The organism is Streptomyces sp. NPDC002853, from assembly GCF_053591915.1.
The window spans coordinates 519,686-541,191 of the sequence record NZ_JBSFUS010000008.1 but is presented as its reverse complement, the minus strand read 5'-3'; the positions used below and the strand labels follow the sequence as shown (position 1 = coordinate 541,191).

Genomic DNA, 21,506 nt, shown 5'->3' with positions numbered 1-21,506 from the left:
CCGCTTCCGCGCTGTTCAGAGCGCCCGGAGGCCGTTGATCACGTCGCGCAGAATACTCTCGTCCGGCAGTTCCGCCGGGGGTACGGGACGTGTCACGTGCACCAGTTCGTCATCGACGAGATCGCCGATGAGAACGCGGATCACGCCGATGGGAAGGTCCAGTTCGGCCGCCAGTTCGGCGACCGACTGGGGGCTGTCACGGCAGAGCCCGACGATGTCCACGTGCTCCGGAGACAGCCGCCGGTCCGCCTCCGGGTCACCGGCACGGGCCTCCGCGATGACGACCGCGATCAGATCGAGGCGATGCTGGGCCGGACTCGTGGTCCGGCCGCGCGTCATCGCGTACGGCCGCACCACGGGCCCGGCGTCGTCGTCGAACCAGCGAGGCGTCCCCTGTGTCCCTGTGCCGTCTTCGCTCATACCCTCCCGCTACCCTCCCGTGGGCAGGTCGGTGCGCGGCGCCGTACCCAGATGCACACCCACCCTCTTGACCAGCAGCGTCATCTCGTACGCCACCAGACCTACGTCGGAGTCCGCGTCCGCGAGGACGGCGAGGCAGCTGCCGTCACCCGCGGCCGTGACGAAGAGGAACGCGTCGTCGAGTTCGACCACGGTCTGGCGTACCCGGCCCGCCTCGAAGTGGCGTCCTACGCCCTTGGCGAGGCTGTGGAAGCCGGAGGCGACAGCAGCGAGGTGCTCGCTGTCCTCCCTGGTCAAGTCCTGCGATACGCCGGTGGGCAGGCCGTCGCCGGAGAGCACGAGCGCCTTGCGGATGCTGGCGACCCGCTGCACCAGGTCGTCGAGGAGCCAGTTCAGCTCCCTCGCCGCCCCGGGATTGGCGATGCGTGCGTCGGCCTTCGGTGCGGTCATCGACCGTCCCCCTCAGATGTCGTTCCTGGTGCTGTGCCGTCAAAGGCGTCTTCGCCCGCGGCGTTCTCTTCACGGCCACGCTGCCAGCCACGCTGGAGCGAAGCCATTCGGCTGCGTACCTCGTCGGCGTCGCGCTCCTCCGGCCTGGTCGTGGCCGGGGCCGGGCCGCGTTCCGTGCGGTGGTCCGGTCCGTCCTTCAATTGTGGGGCGAGGTTGGCCTGACGCACACGCCGGGGCAGTCCGCCGGGTGCGGTGGTGGGTGCCGGTGCCTGACCGGCGCGGGACTCGGCCTCCGCGATCGGGGTCTCCGTGCGCGGGGACTCGGTACGCGGGGACTCCGTGCGGCGGCTGCGCCTCGGGAGGTCCGGCGGGGCGTCGGCCGCGGTGACGTCGCGGTGCGGCGGGGAGAGGTCGGGCCAGGCGGACTGCGGCTCGGGACGGCGCGGCAGGTCGATGGGCTCGGCCGCGGGACGGATGCCGCGGTCCCGGTCCACCGCACCGCCCTGGGGCCGTCCCACGGGGGCCTGCGTGCGTTCGGGGCGCTCGGGGCGCTCCGGTGCCGCTTCGTCGCTCTCCGTCGCGCCGCGGGGCCTGTTGTGCGTCACGGGGCGGCCGTGGGAGGAGACCAGCTTCGGGGTTCTGCGGCGGGGCAGCTGTACGGGGTCTCCCGGGCCCCCGTCCGTGTCGTCGTCGGGGGCGCCGAAGCCGTTGCCGCCGCTGCCTCGTGCGGGCAGGTCGCCGGGGCGGGTGGGCTCGCGTTCGCCCGTCTCCCGCTCGTCGCGCGCCTGTTGGTGCTGTTCGTCGCCCTGGACCCCGGCCGCGCGGCGGCGCGGGCGGAAGAGACCGCCGCGCTCGCTGTCGGCGTCCTCCAAGTCGCCGAGCGCGCCCGGGAAGGGGTCGAGGCCCGCCATGCCGACCGGCGCCTCCAGCTCGACGGGGCCGTCGAGGACGGACGCGGGCAGCCCCGGCAGCTGTACGGGCACCTGGCCGAGCGCCGCCTGCTTGTCACCCGCCACGTCGCGGCCCAGGGCGTCCTTGGGCTGCGGCCGGTCGAGTCGGAACCCGACGCCGTTCGTGTCCGGCACGTCGTCGGTGAGCAGCGTCTCCGGGATGAACACGACGGCGGTGGTCCCGCCGTACGGAGAGGGCTGCAGGGACACGCGTACGCGCTGGCGCTGGGCGAGGCGGCTGACCACGAAGAGGCCGAGCCGGTCGGTGTCGGAGAGCTCGAACTCCGGTGTCTCGGCGAGGCGCAGGTTGGCGTCGAGGAGCGCGTCGGCCGCCATGCCGAGGCCCCGGTCGTGGATCTCCAGGGTGAAGCCGTTCGCCACGTGCTCCCCGAGGACCTGCACCGCGGTGTGCGGGGGCGAGAACACCGTGGCGTTCTCCAGGAGTTCGGCCATCAGGTGGGTGAGGTCGGCGACCGCGGGCCCGGTGACGGCGATCCTTGGCAGACGGCGTACCTCGATGCGTTCGTAGTCCTCGACCTCGGCGACGGCCGCGCGTACGACGTCCATGAGCTGGACGGGCTTGCGCCACTGCCGGGACGGGGCGGCGCCGGAGAGGATCACGAGGCCCTCGGCGTGCCGTCGCATGCGCGTGGTGAGGTGGTCGAGGCGGAAGAGGTCGGCGAGTTCGTCGGTGTCCTCGGTCCTGCGCTCCATGGTGTCGAGCAGGGTGAGCTGCTTGTGCAGGAGCACCTGGCTGCGTCGGGCGAGGTTGACGAAGACCTCGGAGACGCCGCGGCGCAGGTCGGCCTGTTTGACGGTGGCCTCGACCGCCGCGCGCTGCAGGGTGTTGAGGGCCTGGCCGACCTGGCCGACCTCGTCCTTCTCGTACGTCAGGCGCGGTGCCTCGGTCTCCACGTCGACCTGTTCGCCCGCCGCCAGGCGGCGCAGCACGCCGGGCAGCCGGACGCCGGAGGCCTCGTGGGCCTCCAGGCGCAGTCGGCGCAGGTCACGGATGAGGCTGCTGCCGATGCGCACGGACATGAAGACCGAGAACAGGAGGGCCAGCAGACCGAACACGCCGGCGACGACGACACGCACGATCACGCCGACCGCCACCGGCTCGACGCGCTCCTGGAAGCGGTCGCCCGCCGCCTTGTCGCGCTCGGCGAGATCCTTCAGCGCCTTGCCCGAAGCGGCGTCCCAGCGCGCGGAGGTGACGGCGCGCGGGGTGCCGGGCGAGGATTCGATGACGGCCTTCTCGGCCGACCTGAGCTGGGTCGTCTCGGCGCCGTTCCAGTACCGCTCGTAGCCCGCGCGCTCGTCCTCGGGGAGCTGGGCGAGGTTGACCTCGTACAGCAGCGTGCGCTGGGCCCTGAGGTCGGAGATCTCGCGGATCTCGGCCTTGGTGAGCCTGCGCGCGACCAGTGCGGAACCGAGCAGCGCGTCCTCGCGGGACAGCAGTTCACGCGCGCTTGCCACCCCGACGAGGGCCCGGCCCTGCTGGTCCATCTTCACGTCGTCGAGCCCGTGCAGGGTCATCAGGAAGCCGTAGCAGGGGTCGATCAGCTTCGTGTACATCTTCAGCGCGCCGGCGCGGGTGATCGTGCCTTCCTCGACGGTGCGCCGCAGCGAATCGATGCCCTCGAAGGAGTCGAGGAGCGACGCGAGCCGGTCAGCCGACTGTCCGGTGACCTCGTCCCGCACGTCCTTGTGTCCGGCGTTGTCGACGACCTTGGTGATCATCTCGTCGGTGGCCGTCTGGCTGCGGCGCAGCGCGGCGAGCGCGTCCGATGCACGGGGGTCGGCGAGATAGACGAGGGTCTGGCGACGTTCCTGCTGGACGACCCGGGCGGCGTCCTCGATCGGGTAGCCGATCTTGTCGACGACATTGGAGACGTCGATGAGGTCCTTGGCCGACTGACCGGTGAGGTAAGTGGCGAACCCCCACATCGCGGTCAGAGAAATGAGCGGCACCAGCAGCAATGCCACGATCTTCCGGCGGATGGACTTCCCGCGAAAGCGCATGGCCTCCCCCAGATCGACCCCCTGCGGCCGCGCTATGGCCAGGGGCACACATGTGCGTCAACAAACGGCGTGAGCCTACTACTGACGCAGGAGTAACTCGAAGGCACGTCCGGACGGATTTCGGCCGTGACGCAAAAGGGACGTCCCCAGTTGTCCCTCCAATTCGGGAGATTGCATCCCGCGTGTGGCACATGCCACTCGGCACAGTCACCCTTGCCGATCAACCCAGTTGGCCGGAACTCTTCGCTTTTTTGAACCGGCGGGAATCTTCCGGACTTCTCGTTCGTCCTTGAGTAGGGGAATCGGGGACAGCGGCGCCAGGGGAGCGCATGCCGCCATCAGGCGGCGTAAAGCTGCGTATACCGGGCAGCCAGTGGAGAGTCGGGTCCGCCGACATCTCAGCGAACGGCCCGAGAGCATCGGGGGAGTGACGAGTTTGATGGCCACTGCAGAGCGCCAGAGGACGACCGGGGACGAGCACGAGGCATCCGGGCGCGGGGATCAGCACGAGGCGCCAGGGCAGCAGTCCGGCGAGGACCGCAGGGAGTTGTGGGTCGAGGAACCGGCGCGCAGACGCCGCCTGCCCGATCCGGTGCGTACGGCCGCGGTGCGGGCCGTGATCATAGTGGCGCTGACCCTCATGCAGGCGATGACGGCGTTCCTGTGCACGATGGCCGGATCCTGGCTGTCCTTTCCGATGGTGCTCAGCAGCGTGGCCAGCACCGTCGTCGCCACCTGGGGTGTCCTGGACGTGTGGGTGACCCGCCAGGTGTGGAACCAGCGCAACGGCGTGGTGTCGGTGCCCAGCAGCACGGCACGTCAGCTGCGGCGCGAGCGGCGCCGGGCCCGCCGACAGGCCAGGACGGCGGCACGCGGCGACGATCGCATACGCAGGCGCGGCGGAGCAGGGCAGTTGTCGCACTCCTAGGCCGCGCCGGCCGCCCAACCCGCACTGGGGGCTTCTCAGCCCGCGTCCGGGGCTTCCTAGGCCGCGACGGGCGACTCCGCGAGCAGACCGCGTCGCATGCGCATGAACGGGCGCGGCCGGTCCACCGCGAGGACCGCGGTGGTGTGCCCCTCCCGCTCGTACGCGGCGAGGAAACTGCCCTCCTCCGGCGCCCCTTCGAGGAGGCGCACGGCGTCGTCGGCGCGCCGCCGCCCGGCGAACTGGATGCGGGAGCCGTACTGATCGGACCAGAAGTACGGCAGCGGACGCACGGTCTCGGCCGTGTGCCCGGCCAGCAGATTGCGTACGGCGACACGGGGTTGCTCCGTGGCGCTCGTCCAGTGCTCGGCTCGCGTGCCGCCCACGCGGGCCACATCGCCCACCGCGACGACGTGCGGCAGCCCGGTGACGCAGCCGTCGTCGCAGAGCACTCCGTCGCCCACGGCGACGGTCGAGCCCGCGAGCCAGCCGGTGTTGGGGACGGCCCCGATGCCCACGACGACCACATCGGCGGGCAGCAGACGGCCGTCGGTCAACTCCACCGCGCGTACGGCCTTCTCGCCGTGCAGCGCGGCGACACCGGTGCCCGTCACGAGCTCCGCTCCCCCACGCGCGTGCAGCCCGGCACAGAAAGCCGCCATGTCCGCGCCCAGTTGCGCCAGAAGCGGCAGCGGGGCCGCCTCGACGACCGTCACCTCGTGCCCGAGCGCCACGCACGAGGACGCGGTCTCCGCGCCGATGAAACCGCCGCCGATCACGACGACCCGCCGCGGGCCCGCGGTCAGCTCCCTGCGCAACGCGCGGGCGTCGTCCAGGGTGCGCAGAGTGTGCACCCCCGACAGGGAGGGCCCCGGCAGCCGACGCGCGGAGGCGCCGGTCGCGATGATCACCCCGTCGCCCGTGATGGTCCTGCCGTCCTCCAGGAGCACGGTGCGGCCGCGTGGATCAAGGCCGCGGGCGCGCACCCCGAGCAGCCACTCGGCGGCGAGTTCGTCGGCCTCCTCGGCGTCGGTCAGCGCGAGTTGGGCCTCGTCGGCCCGCCCGACGAGGAAGTCCTTGGAGAGCGGCGGCCTGTCGTACGGTTGATGCGGCTCGTCGCCGATGATCACGAGCCGTCCGTCGTATCCCTGGGCGCGCAGCTCGCGCGCCGCGTAGAGCCCGGCGAGCGAGGCGCCCACCACGGTGATGGTTCTCATGCGGCGGAACCCTCCTCGGCCACGAGGTGGACATGGATCGTGCCGTCGTCGACGCTCACCCGGTGGGTGCGCACGGCGCGGCGGGCCGGCAGACAGGTCGGCCGGCCGGTGCGGAGATCGAACGAGGCGGCATGGAGCGGGCATTCGACCAGGCAGCCCTCGAGCCATCCCTCGGAAAGGGAGGCGTCCTGGTGGCTGCAGGTGTCGTCGATGGCGTAGATCTCGCCGTCGGCGTTGAACACCGCGACGGGAGGTGTGGTGTCGACACGGACGGATTCGCCCGCGGGGAGGTCTTCTAGGCGGCAGACGGGAATCATGGGCCCCCCTCTTGATCTCTCTCGGCCGGTCCGGACACCTTCTCGGCCCAGGACCCTTCGGTAACATGATGTTTCGCATGGCGCACGAGGGAGCGCTATGCGCAACAGACTCCGGCCGGGAAGCCCACCGCGTCAAGGGCTTCCCGCAGATGCGGCTTCAACGGGCCGCGAGGTGGTGAGAGTTGAGATATGACCGGCACGCGGAAACAGCCTGATCAGAACGAGGAGCCGCACGAGGAGCTCCCCGAGAACCGGCCCGGGTCCCGCGAGAAACAGCCGAAAGCCGCGCCGGCGTCCGTCCAGTCCGTGGACCGCGCTGTCAGCGTTCTGGAGATACTCGCCCGGCTCGGCGAGGCCGGGGTCACGGAGATCGCCGACGAGTTGGGGGTGCACAAGTCGACGGCCTTCCGGCTGCTCGGCGTCCTGGAGAACCGTGGCCTCGTGGGCCAGGCCAAGGACCGCGGGAAGTACTTCCTCGGGGCCGGTGTACTCCGTCTCGCGGGGGCGGCGGCAGTGCGTCTGGACATCTCCCAGGAGGGCGGCCCGGTCTGCCGCGACCTCGCCGACGAATTGGGCGAGACGGTCAACATCGCGATCCTGGACGACGACGCCGCGGTCAACATCATGCAGGCCCGTGGTCCCGCGTCCGTGACCGCGCAGAACTGGCTGGGCAGGCGCACGCCGCTGCACGCCACCTCCAGCGGCAAGATCCTCCTCGCCCATCTGCCGACGACGCTGCGCGAGGGGCTGATCGCGCGGACGCTGCCGCGTCTGACCGAGCACACGGTGACCGGGACGGTGGCGCTGCGCGGCGAGTTGGAGGCCGTCGTCGACCAGGGGTTCGCCGTCGCCGTGGAGGAGCTGGAGGTGGGCCTGGCGGCCGTCGCCGCGCCGGTGCGCGCGCACGACGGCAAGGTGATCGGGGCGCTCAGCGCGTCCGGGCCCGTGTACCGCCTGACCGAGGACCGCCTGACCGAGCTCGCCAAGCGCACGGTCGCCGCGGCCGTGGAGCTGTCGCGGCGGATGGGCTACGGCTTCTGAGCGACTGACCCGACAGCCCGCGAGTACGGGCGGAGGACCAGGGCCAAGAACGAGGGCGGAACCGGCGTATCCGGTTCCGCCCTCGCGCTGTGTCCGGCGGCGTTTCGCTGTGCGCAGCTGATTTGCCAAGGGTTAACTCCCACCCCTTGACGGCCTCTTGATGGCGTTCCCACTATGTCTCTCATAGCGCAACCCGTCGTGCAGTGCGCAACAGCAGAGGAGTTGGGTCGTGCCACACGAGGTCCGTGCCGTCGTCGCCATGAAGAAGGGCGCACCCGTCGAGGTGCAGACGATCGTCGTGCCAGATCCCGGACCGGGAGAGGTACTTGTCTCCGTGCAGGCCTGCGGCGTCTGCCACACGGATCTGCACTACCGGGAAGGCGCGATCAACGACGACTTCCCGTTCCTGCTCGGCCACGAGGCGGCAGGCACCATCGAGGCGATCGGTGCCGACGTCACGGATCTGGCGCCCGGCGACTATGTGGTGCTCGCCTGGCGGGCACCCTGCGGAGCCTGCCGCTCCTGCCTGCGCGGCCGTCCCTGGTACTGCTTCGACTCACGCAACGCCGCCCACCCCATGACCCTCCTGGACGGCACTCCCCTGAGCCCCGCCCTGGGCATCGGCGCCTTCGCCGAGAAGACCCTGGTCGCCGCCGGGCAGGCGGTGAAGGTCGACCCGGCGGCCCGCCCCGAGGCCGCCGGGCTCATCGGCTGCGGGGTGATGGCGGGTTACGGCGCCGCCGTGAACACCGGCCAGGTGGGCCGCGGCGACACCGTGGCCGTCATCGGCTGCGGCGGTGTCGGCAACGCCGCGATAGCCGGTGCCTCGCTGGCGGGGGCGCGCCGCGTCATCGCCGTCGACATCGACGAGGCCAAGCTCGACGGGGCGACCCGGTTCGGCGCCACGCACACCGTCAACTCCCGTGGCACGGACCCGGTCGAGGCCGTCCGCGAACTCACCGGCGGTTTCGGGGTCGACGTCGCGATCGACGCGGTCGGCACCCCGTCGACGTACAAACAGGCCTTCTACATGCGCGATCACGCGGGCGTCCTTGTGCAGGTCGGGGTGCCCGATCCGGAGATGCGGATCGATCTTCCGCTGATCGATCTCTTCTCGCGCGGCGGCGCCCTCAAGTCCTCGTGGTACGGCGACTGTCTGCCGACCCGGGACTTCCCGATCCTCGTCGACCAGTACCTCAGCCGCCGCCTCGACCTCGGCGGCTTCGTCTCGGAGACCATCACGCTCGACCAGGTCGAGGAGGCGTTCGGCAGGATGCACCGCGGTGAGGTGCTGCGTTCGGTGGTGGTCCTGTGAGCGGCCGTTCCTCGCCCCCTCGCGTCGTCGTCATCGGCGCGGGCATCGTCGGGTGCTCACTCGCCGACGAACTGACCGCCCGCGGCTGGACCGACGTCACGGTCCTCGAACAGGGCCCGCTGCCCGCCCCCGGCGGCTCCACCTCGCACGCCCCCGGACTCGTCTTCCAGACAGGTCCGTCCAAGACCCTGACCGCCTTCGCGACGTACACGGTCGAGAAGTTCGGGGCCCTTGAGGTGGACGGTCTGCCCTGCTTCAACCCGGTCGGCGGCCTGGAGCTCGCCACCACGCCCGAGCGCTGGGCCGACCTGCACCGCAAGGCCGGATACGCCGCCTCCTGGGGCATCCGCGCGCAACTGGTCGGTCCGGCCCGGTGCAAGGAGATGTGGCCGCTCATCGACGAGAGCAAGGTCATCGGCGGACTGCACACCCCTGACGACGGGCTCGCCCGTGCCGTGCTCGCCTGCCACGCGCAGATCGAGCGGGCACGCGCGCGTGGCGCGTGTTTCCTCGACCGGCACACCGTGACCGGCGTGGAACAGGAGGCAGGACGCGTCACCGCCGTCGTCACCGACCAGGGGACCTTCCCCGCCGATCACGTCGTGTCGGCGGCGGGTTTCTGGGGGCCGGTCATCGGGCGCATGGCCGGCGTCGACATACCCCTCCTGCCGCTCGCCCACCAGTACGCGAAGACCGCTCCCCTCCCCGAGCTCGCGGGCGTCAACAACCTGCGCACGGAGGCGTCGAAGCCGATCCTCCGCTTCCAGGACCGCGACCTGTACTTCCGTGAGCACACCGACCGCATCGGCATCGGCTCCTACGCCCACCGGCCCCTGCCCGTGGACGCCTTCGCCGTCCCGGCGTACGACGACGCGGCGGACATGCCGTCCTCGTACCCCTTCACCGAGGAGGATTTCGCGCCGAGCTGGGAGGACTGCGGATGGCTGCTGCCTGCCCTGCGCGGTACCGAGGTCGCGGAGGGCTTCAACGGCGTCTTCTCCTTCACCCCGGACGGGATGCCCGTCCTCGGTGAGTCCCGTGCGCTGCGCGGTTTCTGGCTGGCCGAGGCGGTGTGGGTGACGCACTCCGCGGGCGTGGCCAAGGCGGTCGCCGAGTGGATGATCGACGGGCGGCCCTCCGTCGACGTACACGACTGCGACCTCACCCGCTTCGAGGACGCCCAGCGCTCCCCCGCGTACATCGCCGACCGCGGCGCCCAGCAGTTCGTCGAGGTCTACGACGTCCTGCACCCGCTGCAGCCCATGGACCGGCCCCGGCCGCTGCGGGTGAGCCCCTTCCACGCCCGGCAGCAGGAGCTGGGCGCCGTCTTCCTGGAGGGCGGCGGCTGGGAGCGCCCGCACTGGTACGAGGCGAACGCCCCGCTCCTCGCGGGCGTCGAGGTGCCCGAGCGCGACGCCTGGTCGGCCCGGCACTGGTCGCCGATCGCGGCCGCGGAGGCGAAGGCGACCCGCGAGAAGGTCGCCCTCTACGACATGACCCCGCTGCGCCGCCTGGAGGTCTCGGGCCGCGGTGCGCTCGCCTTCCTGCAGCGCATGACCTCGAACAACCTGGCCAAGAAGCCCGGCGCGGTGACGTACACCCTCCTCCTGGACGAGGCGGGCGGAATCCGCTCCGACCTCACGGTGGCCCGGCTCGCCCCGGACCGCTTCCAGGTCGGCGCCAACAGTCCGGCCGATCTCGACTGGCTCCTGCGCCATGCCCCCGACGACGTCCACCTGCGGGACATCACCTCGGGCACCTGCTGCGTCGGCGTCTGGGGCCCGCTCGCGCGTGACCTCGTCCAGCCCCTCACCCGGGACGACTTCTCGCACGAGGCGTTCGGCTATTTCCGGGCCAAGGAGACGTACATCGGGCATGTCCCGGTGACGGCGATGCGTCTGTCGTACGTCGGTGAGCTGGGCTGGGAGCTCTACACGAGCGCCGACACCGGGCTCCGCCTCTGGGACACCCTCTGGGAGGCGGGGCAGCAGCACGGTGTGATCGCTGCCGGACGGTCGGCGTTCAACAGCCTGCGTCTGGAGAAGGGTTATCGCGCCTGGGGCCATGACATGACCACCGAACACAATCCGTACGAGGCGGGTGTCGGGTTCGCCGTGCGCATGGACCGCGGTGATTTCGTGGGCCGGACCGCACTCGAACAACTCGGTGCCCCCGCGCGCAAGCTGACCGCGCTCCTGCTCGACGATCCGGCCGCGGTGGTCCTCGGCAAGGAGCCGGTGCACGTCGACGGGACACCGGCCGGGTACGTCACCAGCGCCTCGTACGGCTACACGCTGGGCCGGTGCGTCGCCTACGCGTGGCTGCCGCCGCTGGAGGCGGGCACGGGCGTGCACGTCGAGTACTTCGGCGAGAAGGTGCCCGCGACGGTCGCCGAAGAACCGCTGTTCGACCCGAAGATGACCCGCATCCGCCGGTAGCGGCCCCACTGCCACAGACCCATCGGCTGTTCTGGAGGAAGCTCTGTGTCCCCCACCTATGACGTGATCGTGATCGGCCTCGGCGGCATGGGCAGCGCCGCCGCCGACCATCTGTCCGCACGCGGCGCCCGCGTCCTCGGCCTGGAGAAGTTCGGTCCCGTCCACAACCGCGGATCCAGCCACGGCGGTTCACGCATCACCCGGCAGTCCTACTTCGAGGACCCCGCGTACGTACCGCTGCTCCTTCGCTCGTACGAGCTGTACGCGCGCCTCGAACGCGACACCGGCCGCGAGATAGCCACCCTGTGCGGCGGCGTGATGATCGGGCGCCCCGAGAGCCGCACCGTCTCCGGTTCGCTGCTCTCCGCCCGGCAGTGGGACCTGCCCCACGAGATGCTCGACGCCGGCGAGATACGCCGCCGTTTCCCGACGCTCGCTCCCCGCGACGACGAGGTCGCCCTGTACGAGTCCCGGGCCGGGCTGGTCCGCCCCGAGAACACCGTCGCCGCCCATCTGCAGCTCGCCACCCAACAGGGCGCCGACCTGCACTTCGAGGAGCCGATGACACGCTGGGAACCGTATGGGGGCGGTGTCCGCGTGCACACCCCCGAAGACACCTACACCGCGGGGCAGTTGGTCATCTGTCCGGGGGCCTGGGCACCGCAGCTCCTGACCGACATCGGGGTGCCGTTCACCATCGAGCGGCAGGTCATGTACTGGTTCCAGCCGACGGGCGGTGTGCGGCCCTTCCTGCCGCAGAATCACCCCATCTACATCTGGGAGGACGCGGACGACGTGCAGGTCTACGGCTTCCCGGCCATCGACGGACCTGACCTCGGCGCCAAGGTCGCCTTCTTCCGCAAGGGCACGCCCTGCACTCCCGAGAACATCGAGCGCACGGTCCACGAGCACGAGGTCGCCGCGATGGCGGAGCACATGGCGGGCCACATCCCCTCCCTGCCCGGACGGTTCCTCAAGGCCGCGACCTGCATGTACTCCAACTCGCCCGACGAACACTTCGTCATCGCCCGCCACCCGGCCCACCCGGAGTCGGTCACCGTGGCCGCCGGGTTCTCCGGGCACGGCTTCAAGTTCGTGCCGGTCGTCGGCGAGATCGTCGCCGATCTGGCGTTGCGGGGCACCACCGACCACCCCATCGAGCTCTTCGACCCCAGCCGCCTGGCCGCCGCGCCCGCTTGAGGAGTACGCCACCGTGACGACGACCCCCGAGGCCCCGTCCGCCGCCAGCCTGATGACCACGCTGCCGGGCCACTTCTACACCGACCCCGAGATCTTCCGGCAGGAACAGGAGCACGTCTTCGAATCGCTCTGGTTCTGCGCGGTGCGCGCCGCCGACCTCGGCAAACCCGGCGCCTTCCGCACCGTCCAAATCGGCCGCGAGAGCGTACTGATCACCCGCTCCCGCTCCGGGGAGCTGCGCGCCTTCCTCAACATCTGCCGGCACCGCGGCGCCCGGCTCTGCACCCAGGAGGCGGGCGAGGTGCGCCGCGCGCTCCAATGCCCTTACCACGCATGGACGTACGACCTCGACGGCAAGCTGATCGCCGCACCGAACCTGGTGAAGATGCCCGACGTCGACCGCACGGCGTACGGCCTGGTCAAGGTCGCGCTACGGGAGTGGCTCGGCTACGCCTGGGTGTGCCTGGCCGACGAACCCCCGTCCTTCGAAGAGAGTGTCGTCGGCGCGGCGGTGGAACGCCTGGGCGACGCGGCGTCCATAGAGCGCTACGGGACGGAATCGCTGGCCCTCGGCAAACGCGTCACGTACGACGTACGGGCCAACTGGAAGCTGATCGTCGAGAACTTCATGGAGTGCTATCACTGCGCGACCATCCACCCCGAACTGACCGATGTGCTGCCGGAGTTCGCGGACGGGTTCGCCGCCCAGTACTACGTCGGGCACGGTGCCTCGTTCGGCGAGGAGGTCAGCGGGTTCACCGTCGACGGCGGTCCGGGCTTCGAACGGCTCCCCGAGATCGCCGAGGACCAGGACCGCCGCTACTACGCGATCACGATCAAGCCGACCGTCTTCATCAACCTCGTCCCCGACCACGTGATCCTGCACCGGATGTTCCCGCTGGCCGAGGACCGCACGGTCGTCGAGTGCGACTGGCTGTACGCACCCGAGGTCGTCGCGTCCGGCGTCGACCTCACCCGGTCCGTGGAGCTCTTCCACCGGGTCAACGAACAGGACTTCGAGGCCTGCGAGCGCACCCAGCCCGCGATGGCGTCACGCGCCTATCGCGGGGGCGGGGTGCTCGTGCCGACCGAGCATCACATCGGCCTCTTCCACGAGTGGCTGGCCGACCGGCTGGCCTAACGCCTACGAGGAGGTGGCGGCGGGGCGCTTGTACATGCGCGTCGCCGTGATCTCCCCGTGCACGGTCTCCTCGGCCGGGTCCTGCTGCGGCAGACCCGGCCGCAAGTGCTCCTCGACGCTGATGTACTTCAGGCCCGCGCGCAGGTCCGCGTCATTCCGCAACCGGATGACCAGCGGGAACTCCGCGAGCGCCGTCGTGTCGAACAGCCCCGTCGTGTAGAGCAGCTGCACGCCGAGCGCGTCCGAAACGGCCCGCTGGAGCTCCAGGAGGTACGTGGCGTTGGCACGGCCGATGGGGTTGTCGAGGAAGAGAGTGCCGGCGTGCCGGTGCTTGTCGCGGCCCCGGTCGTTGCTGCGCAGGGCGGCCATCGTGCAGTACAGGGCGATGGCCGCGGTGAGCAGCTGCCCGCCGGAGAAGACGTCGCCCATCTGGCCGACCGGCACCCGCTCGGCGCGCAGCACGGCGTCCGGCTTGAGGATCTCCACGGCGATGCCACGCGGTTCGAGCGCCGCCTGAACTCCGCGAAGGAGCAAGGTCATCCCGTCCCGCCGCATGTCGGAGTTCTTCTTGACCGCGGCCCGCGTGGCGTCGTCGATGACCTCGCCGAGGCGCTCGGTCAGCGTCGCCTGGTCGGGCTCCTCGAAGCGGACCCGCAGGAACTCCTGGCCCGACCACTCCCCCAGGCCCTCGGGCAGCTGGGAGAGGCGCTGCGCGGAGCGGAGCGTGGCGAGCGAGGACTCCACGAGCCCGCGCAGGCGGTCCACGATGCTGTCGCGGTTGCGCTCCAACTGCTCCAACTCGTCGGTGAGCACCCGCAGCCGGGGCGCGAAGGCGTCGGCCCACTTCTTGGCGTGCTCCGGCAGCGCGGAGGCGGGCAGCTCACGGATCTGCTGGCGGGCGGGCGTGCGCACCTGCTCGTAGCGGGTGGAGTTCGCGTGCCGTACGAGGATGTCGCCGGCCTCGCGGACGGCGGCCTCGGCGGTGGAGAGGTCGGCGGCGCAGCCGCGCAGCGAGCGCCGGGCCTCGGACGCGGACTGGCGGGCCTCTTCGAGGGTGCCGGGGTAGGGCTCGGGCTCTTCGGCGGTCTCCTCCTCCTGGTGCTGTTCGCGCAGGAGGTCCCGCAGGAGGGCGGCGGTCTCGTCGAAGCCGCCGGCCGCGTCCTCGGTGGCGCGGTGGGCGTGCAGGAGGGTGGCGTGCGCGTCCTTGGCCTGACTCAACGCCCCGGTGTGAGCGGCCAGTTCGGCGGTGGCGGTGCGCAGGAGGGCCTGCGCGTGCTCGGCGTCGGCGGGGACCAGGTCCTCGGGGAGCTCGGTGTGCGCTTCGGCGTCGTCCTGGGGGGCGAGCCGCTCGGCCTCGCCGCGCAGCCTGCCGAGCTGCTCGCTCGCGGCGGAGGCGCGGGTCTCGATGAGCTGGACCTGGGCCTCGGCGCGCGCGGAGGCGGCCTGCCGGGAGGGGCCGTCGGAGCCGTCCGTGCCTTCCAGGAGCAGGGCGGCGCGGGTGCGGACCTTGTTGCTGAGCCGGTCGAGCTCGGCCAGCGCACTGCTCTCGTCGCTCTCGGCGCGGGCCTGTTCGGCGCGCAGGTCGGCGCCGACGCCGACCTTCTCGTAGAGCTGGGAGGCGGCGCGGTAGGCCTCGCGGAGGGCGGGCAGCGACGACTTGGGGGCGGCGGCTTCCTCGGGCAGGTCCTCGGGGGCGCCCGCGATCTCGGCGCGCTCGGCACGCAGGGCGCGGGCGGTGCGGCGGGCGTCGTCGGCGGCGCGCTGGGCGGCTCGGCGGTCCTCGTCGGCAGCGCGGGCGCGGTCCAGGCACGTCTGGGCGCGGGCCTCCGACTCCACGGCGTCATCGGCCAGTTCGCGCAGCGTGCTCTGCCAGCCCGCGCGCTCGCGCAGGCGGAACGCGAGGCCCGCGAGTGCGTCGGCGACGCGACGCGCGCGCTGGGCGGCCTCCTGCCGCTCGTCACGCGCGCGTGCCGCTTCGGCCGCCGCCTCGTCGGCCTCGGCCCGGACCGTTCGGGCCTCGGCGAGCTCGGCCTCGGCCTCTTCGGCGAAGGCACGGGCGCCGCGTGCGGCGGCGGCGAGCTCTTCGATGCGTCCGGCGGGGCAGCCGCCGCGCCAGGAGGCGAGCCGCGCGGCGAGCTCGCGGTCCTTGGTGAGGCGCGCGGCGAGCGTCCGGATCTCCTCGTCACGCTTCGTCGCCCGCGTGCGGAGCGCCTGCCGCTCCTCGTCGGCGGCGTGCTCGTCGTGCATGGCGGGGTTCGGCGGCACAAGGAAGACGTCCCCGCCTTGTGCGTCCTCACCGGGGGTCGGGGCGAGGAGGGCGGCCGCCGTGCCGACGGCTACGGCGGAGCGGGGCAGCAGGGCGGCGCCGGCGAGCGCCTCGCGGGCCCGTGCGTGCGTGGCGGGGTCGGTGATGACGACGCCGTCGACCAGTTCGGGCCTGGCGGCGAGCACGCGCGCGTGGTCGCCGGGGTCGACGGCCTGCGCGAGGTAGCGCCAGCCGGGCAGCGCGGGGATGCCGTGCTCGCCGAGGAACTCCACGGTGGCCAGGACGTCGGGTCCCGGCGGAAGCAGCCCGCCGTCGCCGAGGGCGCCCAGGATGCGGGAGTCGTCGGCGGCTGCGGTCCGCAGCTCGAAGAGCTGCCGCTCGGCGGATGCGACCCCGTCCTCCAGGAGCGTGCGGAGGTCGTCGGCGCTGCGGTCCAGCTCGGTGAGGGACAGGCCATCGATCAGGGTGCGGGTGGTGGGGGCGGCCTCGTCCTCCCGGTCGCCGCTGTCGCCCGTGCCCGCGGCCCCCTGGCGTGGCTGCGGCACCCCGCCCTGGGAGCTCGTCCCGGGAAGGCCGAGCAGCTCGGCGAGGCGCTCGTCCCCGGCGATCGACTCCGCCGCCCGGCGTTCCGCGTCGTACGCGTGCTCGGCCGCGTCCGCGGCGTCCGACGCGCGGGCCGCGGTGAGTTCGGCGCGGGCCTCGGCCGCGGCTGCCTCCTTGGCGTGCTCGGCGGCGCGCAGGGAGGTCTCGCGGGCCGTGTCCCAGGCGGCCGCCGCGCTCTTCTCGGCGTCGCTCGCGGCCAGCGCGGCGCGCGCCGGGTCGGCATCCGGCGCGGTGTCGTCGAGCCAGCCCGCGCGGACCGCCTCCGCGGTCTCCTGCTCGACCTCGGAGAGGCGCTGCCGGAGGTGTCCGGCCTCGCTGCGGGCACGCTGCGCCTCGGTCGCGGCGACGGTCGCGTCGCGGTGGGCGGCCTCGCCGGTCTCCTGGAGCGCGGCCGAGCGCTCCTCCTCCTCGTTCGCGAGCGACTCGGCGCCCTCGGCCGCGGTGTGCAGCACACGGACGAGATCGGCCGCCGCCTTGGAGCGGGCGGCAAGGGCGGGCGCCGCGTCACGCTCGGCCTCCAGGATCGCGGAGGCCACGCGCGCGGAGCGGTCGGCGGCCGCGCGGTGGCGCAGAACGGCCTCGGCCGCCTGCCAGGCGGAGTGCAGCTGACGCGCGTCGGCCAGCTCACGGCGCTGCGCGGCAGCGGCCTTCTCCGCGACGGTGAGCGCCAAGGAGGCGTGCCGGAAGGCGAGTTCGGCTGAGATCAGGGAGGACCTGCCGCGTGCTTCCTCCGCCGTGGTGACGGTCTGCGCGGCGGCGGTGACCCGCTCGGAGAGTTCTCCCGCGCGGCTCCGCTCGGCGACCGCGCGCGCCGAGAGGCGCCGGGCGAGCGTACGGGTGCGCCGCTCGGCTCCCGCGTGCACGTCACGCGCGCGTGAGCGGGTGTCGGCGGCCTCGACGATCCGGCCGAGCAGGTCGACGGAGCCCGCGGTGAAGTCGCGCTCGGCGATGAGTTCGGAGCGGCGGCCCAGCTTGTTGCCGAAGCCGTGCACGAGATCGGCGAGGCCGTCCGTGTCGCGGGTGTCCGTGACGGCGCGCAACAGCAGATCGGTGAAGTCGGAGTCCTTCTTGACGGCGAAGAGGCCCGCGGCCTCGCCCTCGTCGGCGTTCATCTCGCGCTGGTAGCGGAAGAGTTCGGGGTCGAGGCCCAGGTCGCCGAGGTGTTCGTTCCAGCGGTCGTGGATCTCCTCCCAGTGCACTTCGAGGTGGGGGTACGCCTTGCCCGCCTCGGTCAGCGCGTCACGGAAGCCCTTCATGGTGCGCCGCCGCCCCTGGGCACCCGAAGCGCCTTCCGCGAAGGGGCGTACGGCGGTGGACTCGGCGACGGGCAGCGAGTCCAGGCTCATGCCGGGTCCTGGCCGGAAGGAGTACCACGCCTCGGCGAACTTCCGCGGGTCATTGGACACCTGCCGCCCGCGCCACTCGCTGACCTTGCCGACGACGACGCACTCGCCGGTCAGGGTGTGCTGCCACTCCAGGGCGACGTGCCCGCAGTCGTCGGCGAGCAGGAACTTGCGAAGGACTCCGGAGCTGGCACCGCCGAGCGTGTTCCGGTGGCCGGGCAGCATCACCGAGAAGATCAGCTTGAGCAGGACGGACTTGCCGCCGCCGTTCTCCAGGAAGAGCACGCCCGCGGGCGCGGGGCGGCGCGGGGGGCCGACCGGCTCGTCCTCGAAGAACTCCGCCTGGGCGGGCGCGGGGTCGGGCACCTCCGCGCCGACGCCGCGCAGGTCAAGCACGGTGTCGGCGTAGCGCGCACCGGCTGGGCCGATGGAGTAGAGGCGGACCCGGGACAGCTCGTACATGGCGGCGGACTCTCGTCGTAAGTCGTGGGGAACAGCGGGAATGTGGGGGGGGCGGGGCGAGACGTCAGGAGTGGAAGGGCAGCCCCGCGTCGGCGGCCAGCTCCAGATCGTCGGTCTCTTCGGGGGGCAGCAGGGTCGCGGACCCGTCCGTGACGGGCACGACGCCGAGTTCCAGGAGTTCGGCCATGGCGGCGCCGCCCGCCATGTCGCGCACCTGCAGTTGATAGCGGGCCGTGGTGCGGTAGGTGCCCCCGGAGTCGTCGCCCGTGCGCTGCAGGAACCCGGAGTCGGTGAGGAACGCGACGGCCTTGCCGATGATCCCGGTGGTCGACCCGGCGAGGCGTCGGGCGTCCTTGGTGGCGCCCGTCGAGCTGCGCCGTGCCCAGATCCGCCAGGCTGCCTCCAGACCGGGGGTGTCGGTGGCGGGGTCGGAGTTCTCGCCCTGTTCCTCGGCGCGCTCCTCCAGGCGGTGGCAGGCCTGTCGTACGAAGGCGTCCACGCCGTTGACCGTGACGCGTCCGATGTAGCCGTCGTCGGCGAGGTCCTCGGGGCGCGGGAACGCCAGGGCGGCCACGGCGAGATGGGCCAGACCGTGCAGGAAGCGGTCGGTGGAGTCGGCGGCCGTACGGCGTGCGTAGTCGCCCATGCGGACGGCGAACACGGAGTCCTCTGCGGCTGTCACGGCCATCCCCGCGCGCGGGGACACCTCAAGGACGACGAGCCCGAGCCCGGCGGCCACGGCGTCGGCGAGCCGCGCGAAGGGCGGGTCCTCGCGGTACCTGCGCAGCAGTTCGGCGTACTCCTGGTCGCGGGCGGGCTGGAGTTTGGGCTGGAGCCCGAAGGCGACGAGGCGGGCTGCGTCGGCGGCGTCGGCCGGGGTGATGGGGGCGCTCGCCGCGGGCGCCGCCGTCGCGTCCGGCTCGCCCCACGCGGCGTGCTCTGCGGGGTGCTCGGTCACGGCTTGTGCTCCTTGCGGCGGTCGTACGGGAGGGAGTGGCGGGGGTCGGGGGTGCTCAGGAGCGTCCGGGGAGTGCTCACGCGGCCTCCGTCCGGCCGGCCGCCATGCCGGCGGCGTCGAGCAGCGCCGTGCCCACGATGAGGTCGGCGCCGCCGAACTCCGGGTCGTCGAGTTGGGCGCCGTCGTCCACGGCGAACAGGAGCTTCTCCTCGCCCTGGCGGTACGCGGTGCCGACCGGCGGGCTGGCCGCGTGCACGGCGAGGAGGGCGACCAGATAGGGCAGTTCGGTGTCGCGTCGGCGCGCGTCGGCGAGCAGCCCGGACAGACGCCTTGGCGCGTCGGCCGGCAGGTCGAGCAGCTCCATGGCGTCGGCGAGCTGTTCCTCGCTGAAGCGGCTGTCGTCAGGGGTGGCGATGAGGTCGGGCTCGGGCATCTCCATGCCCAGGTGCTCGCGCTCCTGAGGCGGCGTGAGCAGTATGTCCACCAGGTCGCCGACGCGGACGGACACGGGTGTGCGCAGCCCCGTCCCGCGCGCGAAGAACGCGCCCGTCACGCGGCTCGCCTGCTCGACCGGGAGGGGCAGGAGGGGAGCGACGAGCTGGCCGTACAGATCGAGGCCGGTGCGGGCGGTGGGGGCCGCGAAGGCCTGGCGGTCCTGCTCGGCCCGGAACAGCGGGCCCGCTTCGAGGAGCCGCGACTGCAGCTGTGTGTGGCGGCGGATGCAGTCCTTGACGATGTCGACGAGCTCGGCGGCGCGGCGCTTCTGCTCGGGGTCCTCGGACTCGTCGCGCGCCTTGCGGATGTTCGTCAGGATCGCGTTCTCGTGGCGGTAGCGGTCGGCGACGTGGTCGAGCGCCTCCGCGATCATGTCGGGGACGGCGCGGAGCCAGTCGACCGCGCGGACGTTGCGCCGGGTGGCGTCCAAGGCTCTGCGGAGCGTCTCCGAGTACTGCACGGTCCGATAGCGCGCCTGCTCCGCGGCGAGCTGGGCATCGGCGAGACGGCCGCGGCTGATGAGCACCTCGAGCTTCACCTCGGCGGCGATCTGGGCGCTGGTGACGTCGGTGTCGAGGGCGCCCACGAGGACGTTGACCGCCTCGTCCGTCGTGCGGAGATAGACACCGCCCCCGTACCCGGGCACCTCTTCGATCAGCTTGAAGTCGTAGTCCCTGCGCACATAGGTGCCGTCGGGGGCGAAGGTGCCGTACACCGCGCGGAAGCCGCGGTCGACGCTGCCGACGTTGATCAGGTTCTCCAGGACCCAGCGGGCCACGCGCTCGTGCTCGGCCACGGGGCGCCGGGGGGCCTGGGCCCCGACGCGCGGCAGCAGCCTGGTCACGATCTGCTCGTGGTCGGCGCCGGTGTCGAAGTCCATGTTCAGGGTGACGAGGTCGATGGCGGACAGGGCCACCTCCGCCATCGCGTACACCGAGTACTCGCCGGCGAGGTTGGCCTTGCGCACGTCCAGGTCGTGCAGCGGCGCCGTGCAGGCGAGCGCGCGCAGGCGCCGCGCCAGGCCCTCGTCGGCGGCCGGACCCAGAGCGGGCCTCGGCCCCGCGCTGAGCTGGGGCGGAGCGGTGTCCGTAACGGCAGGCGAAGTCACGCTGCACAGACTAGATCCTCGGTCTGACAACGGTCGAAACGGCGCAGATCTGGCAACGCCCTTCGCCGGTCCGCCCGGGCTCAGCCGCCCGCCCGCTCGCCCTCTGCCACGCGGCTGCCGTAGACGTCGACGAGGCCGCGCAGCGAGTCGTCCAGGTAGACCGCAAGCAGCCGCTCGGCCTCCGTGGCGTCGCCCTCCTGCAGGGTCTGCAGTATCTGCCGGTTGCGCGCGAGGTAGGGCTCGTGCAGCCCGCGCGGATCGTCCACCACATGGAAGGCCAGGCGGAGTTCGGCGAAGACGCTGCGCATCACCTCGTCGGTGCGGGCGCTTCCGGCGAGCGCGACCAGCTCTCGGTGGAAGTGGATGTTGGCGGTGGAGACGCCCTTCCACTTGCGCTCGCGGGCCGCCTTCGTGCCGTCCGCGACGGCGCTCGCGAGTCCGTCGAGGGCGAAGGGCGGATCGCCGAGGCCGCGGACGACCGCGCATTCCACGAGGCGCCGTGTGCGGTAAATGTCCTCGACGTCCTCAATCGTGAGAACTCGGACAAATACCCCGCGGTTGAGCTGGTGGACCAACAGCCGTTCGTGCGTGAGTAGACGGAAGGCCTCGCGCAGCGTGTTGCGCGAGACACCGAGCGCACCGCCGATGCTGTCCTCCGACAGGCGCACTCCCGGCGGGAAGTATCCCTCGGCGATGCGGCTCCGGAGGATGTCCGACACCCGCTCCGCGGTACTGGTGCGCCCCAGGAGCGCACGGTCGTCGGCCAGTCCGCTCGGTCCGCCCGGGTCAGCCATTCCCTCAGCCATGCCCGGATTCAATCGCAGATACAAGA

At 72.2% G+C, this 21,506-nt stretch carries 15 protein-coding genes; 6 read left to right on the top strand and 9 right to left on the bottom strand.

The window, feature by feature from the left end:
• Positions 1-15: 15 nt before the first annotated feature.
• From ACWD02_RS24580 to ACWD02_RS24570, 3 genes are read right to left on the bottom strand one after another with little or no spacing between them, the layout of a single operon-like run.
• A complete protein-coding gene (locus ACWD02_RS24580; protein ID WP_363211112.1) occupies positions 16-420 on the bottom strand; it encodes a DUF742 domain-containing protein in 405 nt (134 codons plus the stop codon).
• Between the two features lie 9 nt (positions 421-429).
• Positions 430-870: a roadblock/LC7 domain-containing protein gene (locus ACWD02_RS24575; protein ID WP_363211111.1), complete on the bottom strand. Its 441-nt coding sequence runs from the start codon at positions 868-870 to the stop codon at positions 430-432.
• Entirely contained in the window at positions 867-3,845 is a 2,979-nt protein-coding gene (locus ACWD02_RS24570) for a nitrate- and nitrite sensing domain-containing protein (RefSeq protein WP_451214527.1), read from the bottom strand. The genes ACWD02_RS24575 and ACWD02_RS24570 overlap by 4 nt, the downstream gene beginning before the upstream one ends.
• 439 nt (positions 3,846-4,284) lie before the next feature.
• Between ACWD02_RS24570 and ACWD02_RS24565 the strand changes: the two genes are divergently transcribed.
• Positions 4,285-4,773, top strand: a complete 489-nt coding sequence (locus tag ACWD02_RS24565) for a hypothetical protein (protein WP_451214525.1) — start codon at positions 4,285-4,287, stop codon at positions 4,771-4,773.
• Positions 4,774-4,829: 56 nt separating this feature from the next.
• Here ACWD02_RS24565 and ACWD02_RS24560 read toward each other — a convergent pair whose 3' ends face one another.
• Together ACWD02_RS24560 and ACWD02_RS24555 are read right to left on the bottom strand one after the other, a co-directional pair.
• Positions 4,830-5,987 (bottom strand): NAD(P)/FAD-dependent oxidoreductase, encoded by a 1,158-nt coding sequence (locus ACWD02_RS24560; RefSeq protein ID WP_451214523.1) that lies wholly within the window; start codon positions 5,985-5,987, stop codon positions 4,830-4,832.
• Positions 5,984-6,304, bottom strand: coding sequence for a bifunctional 3-phenylpropionate/cinnamic acid dioxygenase ferredoxin subunit (locus tag ACWD02_RS24555; RefSeq protein ID WP_363211107.1), 321 nt, complete (start codon positions 6,302-6,304; stop codon positions 5,984-5,986). The genes ACWD02_RS24560 and ACWD02_RS24555 overlap by 4 nt, the downstream gene beginning before the upstream one ends.
• 189 nt (positions 6,305-6,493) lie before the next feature.
• Between ACWD02_RS24555 and ACWD02_RS24550 the strand changes: the two genes are divergently transcribed.
• The 5 genes from ACWD02_RS24550 (at position 6,494) to ACWD02_RS24530 (ending at position 13,439) form a co-directional block, all read left to right on the top strand.
• The gene (locus ACWD02_RS24550; RefSeq protein ID WP_451214521.1) at positions 6,494-7,345 is read left to right on the top strand and encodes an IclR family transcriptional regulator; all 852 of its coding nucleotides are present in this window, start codon (positions 6,494-6,496) and stop codon (positions 7,343-7,345) included.
• Positions 7,346-7,574: 229 nt separating this feature from the next.
• Positions 7,575-8,660, top strand: a complete 1,086-nt coding sequence (locus ACWD02_RS24545; protein WP_451214519.1) for an S-(hydroxymethyl)mycothiol dehydrogenase — start codon at positions 7,575-7,577, stop codon at positions 8,658-8,660.
• A complete protein-coding gene (locus ACWD02_RS24540) occupies positions 8,657-11,098 on the top strand; it encodes a GcvT family protein (protein ID WP_451214517.1) in 2,442 nt (813 codons plus the stop codon). Before ACWD02_RS24545 ends, ACWD02_RS24540 begins: the two co-directional genes overlap by 4 nt.
• A gap of 45 nt (positions 11,099-11,143) precedes the next feature.
• Positions 11,144-12,298, top strand: a complete 1,155-nt coding sequence (solA, locus tag ACWD02_RS24535) for an N-methyl-L-tryptophan oxidase (RefSeq protein WP_451214515.1) — start codon at positions 11,144-11,146, stop codon at positions 12,296-12,298.
• Positions 12,299-12,311: 13 nt separating this feature from the next.
• Entirely contained in the window at positions 12,312-13,439 is a 1,128-nt protein-coding gene (locus ACWD02_RS24530) for an aromatic ring-hydroxylating oxygenase subunit alpha (protein WP_451214513.1), read from the top strand.
• Positions 13,440-13,442: 3 nt separating this feature from the next.
• Here the strand turns inward: ACWD02_RS24530 and ACWD02_RS24525 are convergent, their stop codons facing one another.
• The 4 genes from ACWD02_RS24525 to ACWD02_RS24510 form a co-directional block, all read right to left on the bottom strand.
• Positions 13,443-18,113 (bottom strand): hypothetical protein, encoded by a 4,671-nt coding sequence (locus ACWD02_RS24525; protein ID WP_451214511.1) that lies wholly within the window; start codon positions 18,111-18,113, stop codon positions 13,443-13,445.
• Between the two features lie 64 nt (positions 18,114-18,177).
• Positions 18,178-19,071, bottom strand: coding sequence for a hypothetical protein (locus tag ACWD02_RS24520; protein ID WP_451214509.1), 894 nt, complete (start codon positions 19,069-19,071; stop codon positions 18,178-18,180).
• 76 nt (positions 19,072-19,147) lie between these two features.
• Positions 19,148-20,674 carry a hypothetical protein gene (locus ACWD02_RS24515; RefSeq protein ID WP_451214507.1) on the bottom strand — a complete coding sequence of 509 codons (1,527 nt, stop codon included), beginning with the start codon at positions 20,672-20,674 and terminating at the stop codon, positions 19,148-19,150.
• A gap of 80 nt (positions 20,675-20,754) precedes the next feature.
• On the bottom strand, positions 20,755-21,480 hold the full coding sequence (locus ACWD02_RS24510) for a GntR family transcriptional regulator (RefSeq protein ID WP_451214505.1): 726 nt from the start codon (positions 21,478-21,480) through the stop codon (positions 20,755-20,757).
• Positions 21,481-21,506 lie beyond the last annotated feature (26 nt).